We start from the raw sequence: 13,496 nt of genomic DNA, 5'->3' as shown, positions 1-13,496 counted from the left end.
GTCCGTGCCGGTCCGGCCGCTGCGGTCAACGCCTTCGATGGGCGCCCGCATGCGGCCGGGCGTTCCCGCCATCCTCGTTTCCCGTACGCGCCAGCCGCCAGCCACTGACAGCTCCCGACAGACCATGACCGACCTGCTCGAATCCACGCTCTCGCACCTGGAAAAGCTGGTGTCCTTCGACACCCGCAACCCGCCGCGCGCGATCACCACCGGCGGCATCTTCGATTACCTGCGCGCGAACCTGCCCGGATTCCAGGTCGAGGTGGTCGACCACGGCGCCGGCGCGGTGAGCCTGTACGCGGTGCGTGGCGCACCGAAGTACCTGTTCAACGTGCACCTGGACACGGTGCCGGATTCGCCGCACTGGAGTGCCGATCCACACGTGATGCGGCGCCTGGACGACCGCGTGGTCGGGCTCGGCGTATGCGACATCAAGGGCGCCGCGGCTGCGCTGGTGGCCGCCGCCAACCGCACCGACGGCGATGCGGCGTTCCTGTTTTCCTCGGACGAGGAGGCCAACGACCCGCGCTGCATCGCCGCCTTCCTGGCCCGCGGCATCCCGTATGAAGCGGTGCTGGTGGCCGAGCCGACCCTGGGCGAGGCGGTGCTGGCGCACCGCGGCATCAGTTCGGTGCTGATGAAATTCAGCGGCCGCGCCGGCCATGCCTCCGGCCAGCAGGACGCGGCGGCCAGCGCGCTGCACCAGGCCATGCGCTGGGGCGGCCGCGCGCTGGACCACGTGCAGTCGCTGGCGCATGCGCGCTTCGGCGGCCTGACCGGGCTGCGCTTCAACATCGGCCGCGTCGAAGGCGGCATCAAGGCCAACATGATCGCGCCCGAGGCCGAGCTGCGTTTCGGTTTCCGCCCGCTGCCGTCGATGGACATCGACCAGCTGCTGGCGACCTTCGCCGGTTTCGCCGAGCCGGCGGCCGCGCACTTCGAGGAGACCTTCCGCGGCCCGAGCCTGCCGTCCGGCGACATCGCCCGCGCCGAGGAACGCCGCCTGGCCGCACGCGACGTCGCCGAGGAGCTGGGCCTGCCGATCGGCAATGCGGTCGATTTCTGGACCGAGGCCTCGCTGTTCTCGGCCGCCGGCTACACCACCATGGTCTACGGTCCCGGCGACATCGCCCAGGCCCACACCGCCGACGAGTTCGTGACGCTGGAGCAGCTGCAGCGCTACGCCGGTTCGGTTCTCACGATCCTGCAGCGCGGCGCCTGATCGCCGCGTTCCACCCCCACGACAGACGAACTGCCCACCATGCAACCCCACCGCCAGACCCGCCAGACCATCGTGCGCCTGCTTTCGAGCATGGCCAGCGCGAAGGAAATCAGCCAGTACCTCAAGCGCTTCTCGCAGCTGGACGCCAAGCGCTTCGCCGTGGTCAAGGTCGGCGGCGCGGTATTGCGCGACGACCTGGAGGCGCTGACGTCGTCACTGTCGTTCCTGCAGGAAGTCGGGCTGACCCCGATCGTGCTGCACGGCGCCGGCCCGCAGCTGGATGCCGAGCTGTCGGCCGCCGGCATCGAGAAGCGCACCGTCAACGGGCTGCGCGTGACCACCCCCGAAGCGCTGGCGATCGTGCGCAAGGTGTTCCAGCAGTCCAACCTGCAGCTGGTCGAGGCGCTGCAGCAGAACGGCGCCCGCGCCACCTCCATCACCGGCGGCGTGTTCGAGGCCGAGTACCTGGACCGCGATACCTACGGGCTGGTCGGCGAAGTGAAGCGGGTCAACCTGGCGCCGATCGAGGCCAGCCTGCGCGCCGGTTCGATCCCGGTCATCACCTCGCTGGGCGAGACCCCGAGCGGGCAGATCCTCAACGTCAACGCCGACTTCGCCGCCAACGAGCTGGTGCAGGAGCTGCAGCCGTACAAGATCATCTTCCTCACCGGCACCGGCGGCCTGCTCGATGCCGATGGCAGGCTGATCGATTCGATCAACCTGTCCACCGAGTACGAACACCTGATCCAGCAGCCGTGGCTGCACGGTGGCATGAAGGTCAAGATCGAACAGATCAAGGACCTGCTGGACAAGCTGCCTGAGGAATCCTCGGTATCGATCACGCGCCCGGCCGACCTGGCCAAGGAGCTGTTCACCCACAAGGGCTCGGGCACCCTGGTCCGCCGCGGCGAGAAGGTGCTCAGGGCGACGTCGTGGGAGCAGCTGGACACCGCGCGGCTGAAGGCGCTGATCGAATCCAGTTTCGGCCGCCAGCTGGTGCCGGACTACTTCGAGAAGACGAAGCTGCTGCGCGCCTACGTCAGCGAGCATTACCGCACCGCGGTGATCCTCACCGACGAGGCGGAAGGCGTGTACCTGGACAAGTTCGCAGTGCTCGACGACGCGCAGGGCGAAGGCCTGGGGCGCGCGGTGTGGAACGTGATGCAGGAGGAAACCCCGCAGCTTTTCTGGCGCTCGCGCAACGGCAACCCGGTCAATCATTTCTATTACGCCGAGTCCGACGGCTGCTACAAGCTCGACCACTGGAAGGTGTTCTGGTTCGGCGCCAGCGACTTCGACCGCATCCGTGGCTTCGTCGAGCATTGCGCGCGGCGCAAGCCCAGCCTGCAGGGATGACGTCATGACCCGGTCCGCGGCCGACGCCTGCTGGAGCACTGTGCCGGAGCTGCGCGGCACCCATGTCGCGCTCGAACCGCTGTCCATGGCGCATGTGCCGGCGTTGCGCCGGGCGCTGGGCGAGGGCGAGCTGTCGCGCCTGTGGTACGCCAACGTGCCGGCGCCGGATGCGGTGGAGCGTTACGTGGTGGCGGCACTGGAGGCGCAGGCGCAGGGCAGCGCGCTGCCGTTCGTGGTTGCCGACAGTGCCGGCGAGGTCGTCGGCTGCACCCGCTACTACGCGCTCGATGCCGGCGTGCCGCGGCTGAACATCGGCTACACCTGGTACCAGCGGCGGGTGCAGCGCACCGGCCTCAACACCGAGGCCAAGCTGCTGTTGCTGCGCCACGCCTTCGAGGCGATGGGCTGCATCGGCGTCGGCTTCGAGACCAGCTGGTTCAACCAGGCTTCGCGCGCGGCCATCGCCCGGCTCGGCGCCCGGCAGGACGGGGTGCTGCGCAACCACCGGCGCCACGCCGACGGCACACCGCGCGATACCGTGGTTTTTTCCATCATCGACAGCGAATGGCCGGCGGTGCGCCGCCATCTGCAGTCACTACTGGATTCGCATTCATGACCGACAGGAAATTCTCGCTGGGCATCGTCGGTGCCCGCGGCCACACCGGCGCCGAGCTGATCCGGCTGATTGCCGCGCACCCGCGGATCGAGCTGGCCTTCGTGTCCTCGCGCGAACTGGACGGGCAGCTCGTGGCCGACCACAACGCCGGCTACAGCGGCCCGCTGCGCTATGAGAGTCTCGATCCGCAGGCGGTGGCCGCCAAGGGCGCCGACGCGGTGATCCTGGCCCTGCCCAACGGCAAGGCCGAGCCTTTCGTGGCCGCGCTGGACGCCAGCCGGCCCGAGACCGTGATCGTCGACCTGTCCGCCGACTACCGCTTCGACAACGACTGGTACTACGGCCTGCCGGAGCTCACCCGCAACGATTACGCCGGCCAGAAGCGCATCAGCAACCCGGGGTGCTACGCCACCGCAATACAGCTGGCGATCACGCCGCTGCTGTCGCAGCTGGCCGGGCCGCCGGCCTGTTTCGGCGTGTCGGGCTATTCCGGCGCCGGTACCGCGCCGTCGGACAAGAACAACACCGAGCTGCTGCGCGACAACCTGATGCCGTACGCGCTGGCCAACCACGTGCACGAGCGCGAGGTGTCCACCCGGCTCGGCGTGCCGGTGGAGTTCATGCCGCACGTCGCCCCGCACTTCCGCGGCATCACCATGACCGTCAACCTGTGGCTGCAGCAGCCGCTCACCCGCGAGCAGGTGGTGGCGCTGTACACGCAGCGCTACGCCGGCGAGGCGCTGGTGGAGGTGGTGGACGATGCGCCGTGGGTCAGCCGCATCGCCGGCCGCCATGGCGTGCAGATCGGCGGCTTCACCCTGGCCCCGGGCAACAAGCGCGTGGTGGTGGTGGCGACCCTGGACAACCTGCTCAAGGGCGCGGCGACGCAGGCACTGCAGAACCTCAACCTCGCGCTGGGCCTGCCCGAACTGACCGCGATCCCGCATTGACCCGCCCCAAGCCCATTCCGAGAGACTTCCGATGACCAACCTGTTGTGGCAGAAACCCGGCGTCGCGGTGGACGCGAAGATCCAGGCCTTCCTCGCCGGCGACGACGTGATCCTGGACCGCGAGTTCTTCCTGCACGACATCCAGGCCAGTACCGCGCATGCCGAGGGCCTGCAGCACATCGGCATCCTGTCGGTCGGAGAGCTGGCCGCGCTCAAGCGCGAACTGGCGCTGCTGGCCGATGATTTCCGCAGCGGTGCGTTCGTGCTGGACGAGCAGTACGAGGATTGCCATTCGGCGATCGAGGCGCGCCTGACCGAGCGCCTGGGCGATGCCGGCCGCAAGATCCATACCGGCCGCAGCCGCAACGACCAGATCCTGGTCGCCACCCGCCTGTGGCTGAAGGAGAAGCTGGCACGCCTGGCCGCGCTCAGCCGCGAGGTGGCGAAGGTGGCGCTGGACCGCGCCGTCGCCGAACAGCGACAGCCGCTGCCCGGTTACACCCATATCCAGCGCGCCGTGGTGTCCTCGGCCGGGATGTGGTGGGCGGGCTGGGCCGAGGCCTTCATCGACAACGCGGTACGTGCCGCCGATACGCGCCGGCTGATCGACTGCAATCCGCTGGGCACGGCCGCCGGCTACGGCGTCAACCTGCCGCTGGACCGCGAACACACCACGCGTGCGCTGGAGTTCGCGCGCATGCAGATCAGCCCGCTCTACGCCCAGCTCTCGCGCGGCAAGTTCGAACTGGCCGCGCTGGAAGCGCTGGGCGGGGCCACGCTGGACCTGCGCCGCATCGCCTGGGACCTGTCGCTGTTCACCACCGGCGAGTTCGCCTTCGTGGCGCTGCCGGCGCAGTACACCACCGGCAGCTCGATCATGCCCAACAAGCGCAACCCGGACGTGATCGAACTGATGCGCGCCACCCATGCCAGCGTGGCCGCCGCGCGTACCGAGATCGAGCAGCTGTTGTCGCTGCCGTCGGGCTACCACCGCGACCTGCAGGCGTCCAAGGGCGCGATCTTCCATGGCTTCGGCCGCGGCCTGTCGGCGCTGGAACTGCTGCCGGCGCTGCTGTCCAACCTGGACTGGCGCGACGCCAACATCCGCGCCGCCATCGATTCGGGCATGTACGCCACCGACGTGGCGGTCGAGGCGGCGGTAGCCGGCGTACCGTTCCGCGAAGCCTACAAGGCGGCCGCCGCGGCGGCCAACACGGCCGGGCAGGGGCGCACGCCGGAAGGCAGCCTCGCCGCGCGCGTGTCGCCGGGTGCGGCGGCCGACCTGCGGCTGGACGAACTGCAGGCCCGCTGGGCCGCGCTGTAGGTCCATGCGGCGCACGCGCCGCGTGGAGCACGCCGGTTGGTTGGAAACGAAAGCATCGTCCACATCCGCCGCGCGGCAGTGCAACATGCGTGGCGGTACTTCCCGCCCTGGAGCACGACGTGAAGCTGTACCTGGTGATGGCCATGCGCAGGCCGGCGTTCGACGCGAGCGTGATCGAGCCGCACAAGGCTTTCCTCGATGCGTTGCGCGCGCAGGGGCGGCTGTACCTGACCGGCGGCTTCGGCGACGGCAGCGGCGGCGCCTACGTGCTGTGCAACGTCGACGACCTGGCGCAGGCACGCGCCATCGTCGCCACCGATCCACTGGTCCTGCAGGACTGCTCGGACCTGACCGTCCACGAATGGAACACGCGTTGAGCCCATGAACGACACCGCGCCTTCGCCCTTCGCCGAGCAGGCGCTGCCACCTTGGCGGCGGGCGGTGCTCAAGGTCGGCAGCAGCCTGCTGGCCGCCGATGGCGGCGGCCTGACCCCGCGCTTCGCGCTGGGGCTGGCGCAGTTTGTCTCGGCCAACCTGCTGGCCGGCCGCGAGGTGGTGATCGTCTCCTCCGGCGCGGTCGCCGCCGGGCGCGCCATCGTGCCGAAGGCGGCCGAGGCCAGCGCGACGATGGCCGCGCGGCAGGCGCTTGCCGCGCTCGGCCAGGCGCAGCTGATCGCCCTGTGGCAACGCTTCTTCGAGCGCCCGGTGGCGCAGGTGCTGCTCACCCACGACGACCTGCGCAACCGCCGCCGCTACCTCAACGCGCGCGCCACGCTCAACGAGCTGCTGGCACTGGGCGCCTTGCCGGTGGTCAACGAGAACGACACCGTTTCGGTGGACGAGCTGAAGCTGGGCGACAACGACAACCTGGCGGCCATCGTCGCCGCGCTGGTCGATGCCGACGCGCTGTTCATCGCCACCGACATCGACGGGCTGTACACCGCCGATCCGCGCCGCGACCCGCAGGCACGGCCGGTCGACGAGGTCGTCGAGCTGACCGCCGCGGTGATGGCGATGGCCGGCGGCAGCGGCAGCGCGGTCGGCACCGGCGGCATGCATACCAAGCTGCAGGCCGCGGCCAAGGCCGGTGCCGCCGGCATCGATACCTTCCTGTTCAATGGACGCAGTGGCGAGGTGGTGCGTGGCCTGGCGCAGGGGCGCCTGCGCGGTACCCGGCTGCACGCCGGGCGTTCGCGCATCGCCGCGCGCAAGTACTGGCTGCGGCATGCGCCGGTCGAGCCGGGGGCAATCCTGGTCGACGCGGGCGCGGCGCGGGCGCTGCGCGAGAAGGGTGCTTCGCTGCTGCCCGGTGGCGTGGTCGATGCGCTGGGCGAGTTCCGCCGCGGCGACATGATCGAGGTACGGGTGGACGGCGAGGGCGGGCAAGCCTGCGTGGCGCGCGGCATCAGCCAGTACTCGGCGGTGGACGTGCGCCGCATCGGCCGCCACCACACCCGCGAGATCCAGGCCATCCTCGGCTACACCTATGGCGACAACGTGATCCACCGCGACGACCTGGTGCTGCTGCCGTGACCGCCCCGGCGCACGACAGCCGCGACCGGTCAGCATATTCCCGGGAGCTGTACGCATGACCGACGTCAAGACCCTTGCCGGGCAGTGTCGCGACGCCTCGCAGGTGCTGGCGCGCCTTTCCGGCGATGCACGGCGCGGACTGCTGGCATCGATGGCCGATGCGCTCGACGCCGATGCCGGCGCCATCCTGGCCGCCAACGAACGCGACCTGCAGGCCGCGCGCGACAAGGGCGTGGGCGCGGCGATGCTCGATCGCCTGGCCCTGGACCGGCAGCGCCTGGCCGGCGTGGCCAACGCCCTGCGCGAGGTTGCCGCGCTGCCGGACCCGGTAGGCCAGGTGACCCGCGACGACACGCGGCCCAATGGCATCCGCGTGCAGAAGGTACGCGTGCCGCTGGGGGTGATCGCGATGATCTACGAGGCGCGCCCGAACGTCACCGCCGACGCCGCGGCGCTGTGCATCAAGGCCGGCAACGGCGTGATCCTGCGCGGCGGCTCGGAGGCGATCCATTCCAATACCGCGATCGCTGCCGCGCTCAAGCGCGCCCTGCGCCAGGCTGGCGTACCCGATGCCGCGCTGACCCTGGTGGAGGACCTGCGCCGAGAGACCATGCTGGAACTGCTGCAGCTCAACGACATCGTCGACCTGGCGATCCCGCGCGGTGGCGAGGGCCTGATCCGCTTCGTCGCCGAGCATGCGCGGGTACCGGTGATCAAGCACTACAAGGGCGTGTGCCACCTGTACGTGGACGACAGCGCCGACCTGCAACTGGCGCTGGGCCTGCTGCTGGACGGCAAGGTGTCGCGCCCGGCGGCCTGCAATTCGCTGGAGACCCTGCTGGTGCATGCCGACATCGCGCCACGCTTCCTGCCGCTGGCTGCCGACGCGCTGCGCGCACGCGGGGTCGAACTGCGCGGCGATGCCGCCACCCGGGCGCTGGTCGCCGGCGTGGCGCCGGCAGACGAGGCCGACTACGCCGCCGAATACCTGGACCTGATCCTGGCGGTGCGGGTGGTCGATTCGCTGGATGCGGCGATCGCCCATATCCGCCGCCATACCTCCGACCACACCGAAGTCATCGCCACCGGCGATCCGGCCCATGCCGACGCCTTCGTGCACGCGCTGCGCTCGGCGGTGGTGATGGTCAACGCCTCCTCGCGCTTCTCCGATGGTGGCGAACTGGGCCTGGGCGCGGAGATCGGCATCTCCACCACGCGCCTGCACGCCTACGGCCCGATGGGGCTGGAAGCACTTACCGTGGAGCGCTTCGTGGTGCGCGGCGAAGGCCAGGTCCGCTCGTAACCGCGCGGCCCGGCGTTGGCCGCCGCGCAGCGCGCACCCGGGCGCGGCGTGCTCACGCCCAGTGGTCTTCGAGCTGCTGTGGCTTGCAGGCGAACCATGCCGCGACCAGCAGCACCAGCGAGCACAGCATCAGGAAGGCGAACGATCCTGCCCAGCCGCCGCTGAGGCCATGCAGCCAGCCGAACAGCAGCGGGCCGAGGCTGGCCAGGCTGTAGCCCACGCCCTGCATGAAACCGGACAGTGCGGCCGAGCCGGCGGGGGTGCGGGTGCGCAGGTTGATCAGGGTCAGCCCCAGCGGGAACGTCGACGGCCCCAGGCCGGCGATCACAACCCACAGCCACGGCGCCTGCATCGGCGCCCACAGCAGGCCGGCGAAAGCGACGGCATTGAGCCCGACCACCAGCATCGCGATCGGAAACGGGTTGCGCATGCGTACCGCCAATGCCGGCACCAGCAGCGACGGCAGCAGGCCGATGGCCGAGTACAGCGCGACCATGACGCCGCCGAAGGCTTCGCTCGCGCCAGCCTCGACCATGACCTTGGGCAGCCAGGTGAACAGCGAATAGGTGCCCAGCGAGGTCATGCCGAACATCAGCGCCATGCCCCAGCCCAGCGAGGTCTTCCACACCCGCCCGGGCGCGTGCGCCACGGCGGTGTCCGCCGCGTGCCGGGGCCGCGGCGTGCGCCGGGCCAGCAGCACCCACGGCAGCAGCGCGGCCAGCGACAGCAGCGACCACATGCCCAGCGAGACGCGCCAGTCGAAACGGTCGGCCACCGGCACCGCCAGCAGCGCCGGGACCATCGTGCCGGCCTGCAGCACGGTGATGTAGAGCGTGCTCAGCGTGCCGACGCGGTCGGCGAAGTAGCGCTTGACCAGCGGCGGCACCACCACGTTGCCGATGCCCATGCCGGCCAGTGCCACCGCCGAGCCCGCCAGCAACATGCCGACGCTGCCGGCGCTGGCGCGCAGCAGCAGGCCGGCGGTGGCGAGCAGCATGGTCAGTACCGCGGTGCGTTCCAGCCCGATCCAGCGGATCAGGCGCGGGGTGCCCAGCGCGAACACGGCGAACGCGGCGGTAGGCATCATGCCGAGCACGCCGGTCATGGTGCTGCCGAAGTCGAACAGGTGGCCGAGCCGGTCCAGCAGCGGTGTCAGCGAAGTGACCGCGCTGCGCAGGTTGGCCGAGACCAGGATGATGGCGGCGAAGGCCAGCAGGCGGCCCTTGAGCAGCGAAGGCCGTGGTGCCGTGGACGCGGAATTGGACATTGCGTGGCTCCGGCGCGGACGACGCGCGACCGCGCAGTCCGCGGAATAACGAAAGGAACCGCCGGGAGCGGTTCCTGGCATCGCCCGTCGATGGCCCGGCGGGTTCGACATGGTGGCGAAAAAACAAAAGCCGGCACAAGGCCGGCTTTTGTCGAACTGGTCGGGGAGACAGGATTCGAACCTGCGACCTCTACGTCCCGAACGTAGCGCTCTACCAGACTGAGCTACACCCCGAAGGAGCCGCCTATGATAACGGCGAGGGGTTGGCCGTGCAACTGTTTTCAGTGTCCATCCGGGCCATCGCGCTCGGCGCCCGGCATCGGTGCGTGCAGTACAAAAAAGCCCGGCCGACGTTGCCGTCGGCCGGGCTTGCGTGTTTCGACCCTTGGTCGGGGAGACAGGATTCGAACCTGCGACCTCTACGTCCCGAACGTAGCGCTCTACCAGACTGAGCTACACCCCGCGAAGGAGGCGGAAAGATACTCCCCGGCACGCATTCTTGCAATACCGCGGGCGTTTTTTCCTATCGTTTCGCTTCGGTCCTGCGCTGCTCGCGCGCCTCGAACCACATGCCGTTGAGGATGGCGGCGGTGGAGGCCAGGCCGACGCCGAGAATCCAGGCGAAATACCACATGGGGAAACTCCTTGGTGTGTCGTTGTCAGTAGGCGTTGGGGTTTTCGCCCATTTCCTGCAGCGTCGTCTTGCCCTTGAGCACGCGGTACACCCAGATGGTGTAGGCGATGACGATGGGCAGCAGCAGCACGGTGGCCAGCAGCATGATCCACAGGGTCAGATGGCTGGACGAGGCGTCCCAGGCGACCAGGCTGGAGCCGGGCTGGCTGGAGGACGGCAGCAGGAACGGGAAGGCCGCGAAGCCCACGGTGAGGATGATGCCGGCGATCGATGCGCCCGATGCGATGAACGCAAGTCCACCGCGATGCCTGCGCAGCAGAACCGCCGCGGCGAGCGCGCCGAGCAGGCCGGTCGCCGGTGCGAGCAGCGTGGCCGGCATGGTGGAGTAGTTGTGCAGCCAGCCACCGGCGGCGGTGATCGCCACGCTCTTGAGCAGCGGGTTGCTGGCGCCGTCGGTCACCACCTGCGAGGTGATCGCATAGCCGGGCAGGCCCAGCGCCACCCATGCGCCGCCGGCGGCGAACAGCACGAAGCTGATCAGCGCGGCGATGCTGCCCAGGCGTGCCGAGCGCTCGGCGACCGGACCGTCGGTCTTGAGCACCAGCATGGACGCGCCATGGGCGACCAGCATGGCCACGCTGAGCAGGCCGGCCAGCAGCGCGAACGGCGTGAGCAGGCCGAAGAAGCTGCCGGTGTAGAACACGCGCTGGGTGTCGTCGAAGTGGAACGGCACGCCGAGCAGCACGTTGCCCACGGCCACGCCCATGATCAGCGCCGGCACGAAGCCGCCGACGAACAGCGCGCGGTCCCAGTTGTCGCGCCAGGCCTGGCTCTGCAGCTTGCCACGGTACTTGAACCCGACCGGGCGCAGGATCAGCGCGAACAGGATCACGAACATGGCCAGGTAGAAGCCGGAGAAGCTGACCGCATACAGCGGCGGCCACGCGGCGAAGATCACGCCGCCGCCCAGGACCAGCCATACCTGGTTGCCTTCCCATACCGGGCCGACGGTGTTGATCACCAGGCGGCGTTCCTCGTCGGTCCTGGCCACGAACGGCAGCAGCGTGCCCACGCCCAGGTCGAAACCGTCCATCACCGCGAAACCGACCAGCAGCACGCCCAGCAGCAGCCACCAGATCACGCGCAGCGTGGTGTAGTCCAGAAAAATGAAATCCATGAGTGTGCTCCTGCCTCAGGCCTGGCCGGTGGCATGGTGGGAAACGGACGGCTGCGGCGCGGCCAGGGCGTCGCCCGGGCCCTTGCGGATGGCCTTCAGCATCAGCTTGATCTCGATGATCATCAGTACCGTGTACAGGGCCACGAACCCGGCCAGGGTCAGCACGATCTGGTGCAGGGCCAGGCCGGAGGCGGCGTAGAAGGTGGGCAGCACGCCTTCCACCGCCCACGGCTGCCGCCCGTACTCGGCGATGAACCAGCCGCACTCGATTGCGATCCAGGGCGCCGGCAGCGTCCACAGCGCGATCTTCAGGAACGTGCGCTTGTCCTGGAAGTTGTGGCGGCAGGAGTAGTAGAACGCCACCGCGAAGAAGGCGATCAGGTAGAAGCCCAGGCCGGCCATCACCCGGAACGTCCAGAACAGCGGCAGTACCCGCGGCACCGTGTCCATGGCCGCCTGCGAGATCTCCTGCGGGGTGGCGTTGAGGATGTCGTCGCGGTAGCGCTTGAGCAGCAGGCCATGGCCCAGGTCCTGCCAGTGGCGGTCGAACATTTCCCGCGCCTCGAGGTCGTTCTTGTTGGCACGGATGCGCTCGAGCGCGCCGTAGGCCAGCTGGCCGCCGCGGATGCGGTGCTCGGCCCGCTCGACCAGCTCCAGGATGCCGGGGATCGGCTGGTCCAGCGAGCGGGTCGCGATCAGGCCCATCAGGTACGGGATCTTGACCGCGTAGTCGTTCTGGTGGGTCTGCTGGTTGGGGATGCCGAAGGCGGTGAAGTCCGCCGGGGCACGCTCGGTCTCCCACATCGCCTCGATCGCGGCCAGCTTCATCTTCTGGTGCTCGTTGGCGGCGTAACCGCTCTCGTCGCCGAGCACCACCACCGACAGCGAGGACAGCAGGCCGAACGCGGCGGCCACCGCGAACGAGCGGCGGGCGACGTCGTGGTGGCGGTTGCGCAGCAGGTAGAAGGCGCTGATCGACATCACGAACACCGCGCCGGTGACATAGCCGGCCGACACCGTGTGCACGAACTTGGCCTGCGCCACCGGATTGAACAGCACGGCCATGAAGTCAACGACTTCCATGCGCATGGTTTCCGGGTTGAACACCGCGCCCACCGGGTTCTGCATCCAGCCGTTGGCGATCAGGATCCACAGCGCCGACAGGTTGGTGCCCAGCGCCATCAGCCAGGTCACGGTCAGGTGCTGGACCTTGCTCAACCGGCCCCAGCCGAAGAAGAACAGGCCGATGAAGGTGGCTTCCAGGAAGAACGCCATCAGGCCTTCGATGGCCAGCGGTGCACCGAAGATGTCGCCGACGTAATGGCTGTAGTAGGACCAGTTCATGCCGAACTGGAACTCCATCACGATGCCGGTGCCCACGCCCATGGCGAAGTTGATGCCGAACAGCACGCCCCAGAACAGCGTCATCCGGCGCCAGACGTCCTTGCCGGTCATGACGTAGACGCTTTCCATGATCGCGATAAGGAACGAGAGCCCCAGCGTGAGCGGGACGAAGAGGAAGTGGTACATCGCGGTGAGCGCGAACTGCAGCCGCGACAGTTCTACGACGGTCGGATCGATCATGGCCTGGCTACCTTGCGGATTGCGTGCATCATGGGGGAGTGAAGGGGGGGGTGCCGTGAATTTTCAATAATGAATGGTGATCCCGCCCTTGACCTGGATCAATGCGACATGGCGTCGCAGCAGTGAACGCGCCGCGCGCGTGGATGCCATCATGCGCGTCCCGGCGAATCGATCCCTCCCTGCAGGTTGCCCGTCTTGAGTGAAATCCCACCCCCGGCCGATGCCGCGCGCCAGCAGCGTCGCCGGCACCAGCAATGGCTGTCAGCGCTGGCCGCCACCGCACGCGGGCAGCAGCGGATCGCGGCGCTGGCGGCCTGCCTGTCCGGCGCGCTGCTGGTGGCGCAGGCCGCTGCGATCGCCTGGCTGGTCCAGGCCGTGCTCGTCGAGCACCGCCCGCTGGCGCAGCTTGCCCCGGTGTTCGGTGCACTGGCGCTGGTCCTGCTGTCGCGCAGCGCGCTGGGCGGGCTGGCGCAGAAGGCGGCCGGCGAGGTTGCCGATGCCGCGCGGCTGGCGCTGCGCGAGCAGGTCTA

Annotated in this window: 12 protein-coding genes, 2 tRNA genes and 1 pseudogene; 9 read left to right on the top strand and 6 right to left on the bottom strand. The window is 69.2% G+C overall.

All coding sequences use genetic code 11. From position 1 onward, the window contains the following. Positions 1–124 precede the first annotated feature (124 nt). The 8 genes from ABB33_RS14665 (at position 125) to ABB33_RS14630 (ending at position 8,304) form a co-directional block, all read left to right on the top strand. Entirely contained in the window at positions 125–1,222 is a 1,098-nt protein-coding gene (locus ABB33_RS14665; protein ID WP_056932601.1) for an acetylornithine deacetylase, read from the top strand. Positions 1,223–1,261: 39 nt separating this feature from the next. Further along, complete coding sequence (locus ABB33_RS14660; RefSeq protein ID WP_054665067.1) at positions 1,262–2,578, top strand: acetylglutamate kinase; 1,317 nt, start codon at positions 1,262–1,264, stop codon at positions 2,576–2,578. A gap of 4 nt (positions 2,579–2,582) precedes the next feature. After that, entirely contained in the window at positions 2,583–3,194 is a 612-nt protein-coding gene (locus ABB33_RS14655) for a GNAT family N-acetyltransferase (RefSeq protein ID WP_056932600.1), read from the top strand. After that, positions 3,191–4,144: an N-acetyl-gamma-glutamyl-phosphate reductase gene (gene argC / locus ABB33_RS14650; protein ID WP_056932599.1), complete on the top strand. Its 954-nt coding sequence runs from the start codon at positions 3,191–3,193 to the stop codon at positions 4,142–4,144. The genes ABB33_RS14655 and argC overlap by 4 nt, the downstream gene beginning before the upstream one ends. Before the next feature lie 31 nt (positions 4,145–4,175). Beyond that, a complete protein-coding gene (locus ABB33_RS14645) occupies positions 4,176–5,468 on the top strand; it encodes an argininosuccinate lyase (RefSeq protein WP_056932598.1) in 1,293 nt (430 codons plus the stop codon). Between the two features lie 137 nt (positions 5,469–5,605). Beyond that, positions 5,606–5,845, top strand: a complete 240-nt coding sequence (locus tag ABB33_RS14640) for a YciI family protein (RefSeq protein WP_056932613.1) — start codon at positions 5,606–5,608, stop codon at positions 5,843–5,845. Positions 5,846–5,849: 4 nt separating this feature from the next. Next, positions 5,850–7,001, top strand: a complete 1,152-nt coding sequence (gene proB, locus ABB33_RS14635; protein ID WP_056932597.1) for a glutamate 5-kinase — start codon at positions 5,850–5,852, stop codon at positions 6,999–7,001. Between the two features lie 55 nt (positions 7,002–7,056). After that, complete coding sequence (locus ABB33_RS14630; RefSeq protein WP_056932596.1) at positions 7,057–8,304, top strand: glutamate-5-semialdehyde dehydrogenase; 1,248 nt, start codon at positions 7,057–7,059, stop codon at positions 8,302–8,304. Positions 8,305–8,356: 52 nt separating this feature from the next. Here ABB33_RS14630 and ABB33_RS14625 read toward each other — a convergent pair whose 3' ends face one another. The 6 genes from ABB33_RS14625 to ABB33_RS14600 all read right to left on the bottom strand — a co-directional run bounded on the left by ABB33_RS14625 (position 8,357) and on the right by ABB33_RS14600 (position 12,966). Further along, complete coding sequence (locus tag ABB33_RS14625; RefSeq protein WP_056932595.1) at positions 8,357–9,571, bottom strand: CynX/NimT family MFS transporter; 1,215 nt, start codon at positions 9,569–9,571, stop codon at positions 8,357–8,359. A gap of 157 nt (positions 9,572–9,728) precedes the next feature. Continuing rightward, positions 9,729–9,805, bottom strand: a tRNA-Pro gene (locus ABB33_RS14620). A gap of 152 nt (positions 9,806–9,957) precedes the next feature. Next, positions 9,958–10,034 (bottom strand) — tRNA-Pro (locus ABB33_RS14615). A 60-nt stretch (positions 10,035–10,094) separates the two neighbouring features. Further along, on the bottom strand, positions 10,095–10,205 hold the full coding sequence (gene cydX / locus ABB33_RS14610; protein ID WP_054665088.1) for a cytochrome bd-I oxidase subunit CydX: 111 nt from the start codon (positions 10,203–10,205) through the stop codon (positions 10,095–10,097). A 25-nt stretch (positions 10,206–10,230) separates the two neighbouring features. Continuing rightward, on the bottom strand, positions 10,231–11,382 hold the full coding sequence (cydB, locus tag ABB33_RS14605; RefSeq protein ID WP_056932594.1) for a cytochrome d ubiquinol oxidase subunit II: 1,152 nt from the start codon (positions 11,380–11,382) through the stop codon (positions 10,231–10,233). Between the two features lie 15 nt (positions 11,383–11,397). Then, on the bottom strand, positions 11,398–12,966 hold the full coding sequence (locus tag ABB33_RS14600) for a cytochrome ubiquinol oxidase subunit I (RefSeq protein ID WP_054665093.1): 1,569 nt from the start codon (positions 12,964–12,966) through the stop codon (positions 11,398–11,400). 195 nt (positions 12,967–13,161) lie between these two features. On the opposite strand from ABB33_RS14600, the pseudogene ABB33_RS14595 reads away from it, so the two are divergent. After that, a pseudogene (locus tag ABB33_RS14595) lies at positions 13,162–13,496 on the top strand (thiol reductant ABC exporter subunit CydD); the annotation flags it as partial.

Origin of the sequence: Stenotrophomonas acidaminiphila (assembly GCF_001431595.1) — a bacterium.
Lineage (GTDB): Bacteria > Pseudomonadota > Gammaproteobacteria > Xanthomonadales > Xanthomonadaceae > Stenotrophomonas > Stenotrophomonas acidaminiphila.
This window is presented reverse-complemented; position numbering and strand designations above follow the sequence as displayed.

Bases quoted from the DNA above. Each gene is read 5' to 3' on its own strand.
- ABB33_RS14600 (WP_054665093.1), bottom strand. From the start codon at position 12,966: ATGATCGATCCGACCGTCGTAGAACTGTCGCGGCTGCAGTTCGCGCTC.
- argC (WP_056932599.1), top strand. From the start codon at position 3,191: ATGACCGACAGGAAATTCTCGCTGGGCATCGTCGGTGCCCGCGGCCAC.
- ABB33_RS14660 (WP_054665067.1), top strand. From the start codon at position 1,262: ATGCAACCCCACCGCCAGACCCGCCAGACCATCGTGCGCCTGCTTTCG.
- proB (WP_056932597.1), top strand. From the start codon at position 5,850: ATGAACGACACCGCGCCTTCGCCCTTCGCCGAGCAGGCGCTGCCACCT.
- ABB33_RS14640 (WP_056932613.1), top strand. From the start codon at position 5,606: ATGGCCATGCGCAGGCCGGCGTTCGACGCGAGCGTGATCGAGCCGCAC.
- ABB33_RS14645 (WP_056932598.1), top strand. From the start codon at position 4,176: ATGACCAACCTGTTGTGGCAGAAACCCGGCGTCGCGGTGGACGCGAAG.
- ABB33_RS14665 (WP_056932601.1), top strand. From the start codon at position 125: ATGACCGACCTGCTCGAATCCACGCTCTCGCACCTGGAAAAGCTGGTG.
- ABB33_RS14625 (WP_056932595.1), bottom strand. From the start codon at position 9,571: ATGTCCAATTCCGCGTCCACGGCACCACGGCCTTCGCTGCTCAAGGGC.
- cydB (WP_056932594.1), bottom strand. From the start codon at position 11,382: ATGGATTTCATTTTTCTGGACTACACCACGCTGCGCGTGATCTGGTGG.
- cydX (WP_054665088.1), bottom strand. From the start codon at position 10,205: ATGTGGTATTTCGCCTGGATTCTCGGCGTCGGCCTGGCCTCCACCGCC.
- ABB33_RS14655 (WP_056932600.1), top strand. From the start codon at position 2,583: ATGACCCGGTCCGCGGCCGACGCCTGCTGGAGCACTGTGCCGGAGCTG.
- ABB33_RS14630 (WP_056932596.1), top strand. From the start codon at position 7,057: ATGACCGACGTCAAGACCCTTGCCGGGCAGTGTCGCGACGCCTCGCAG.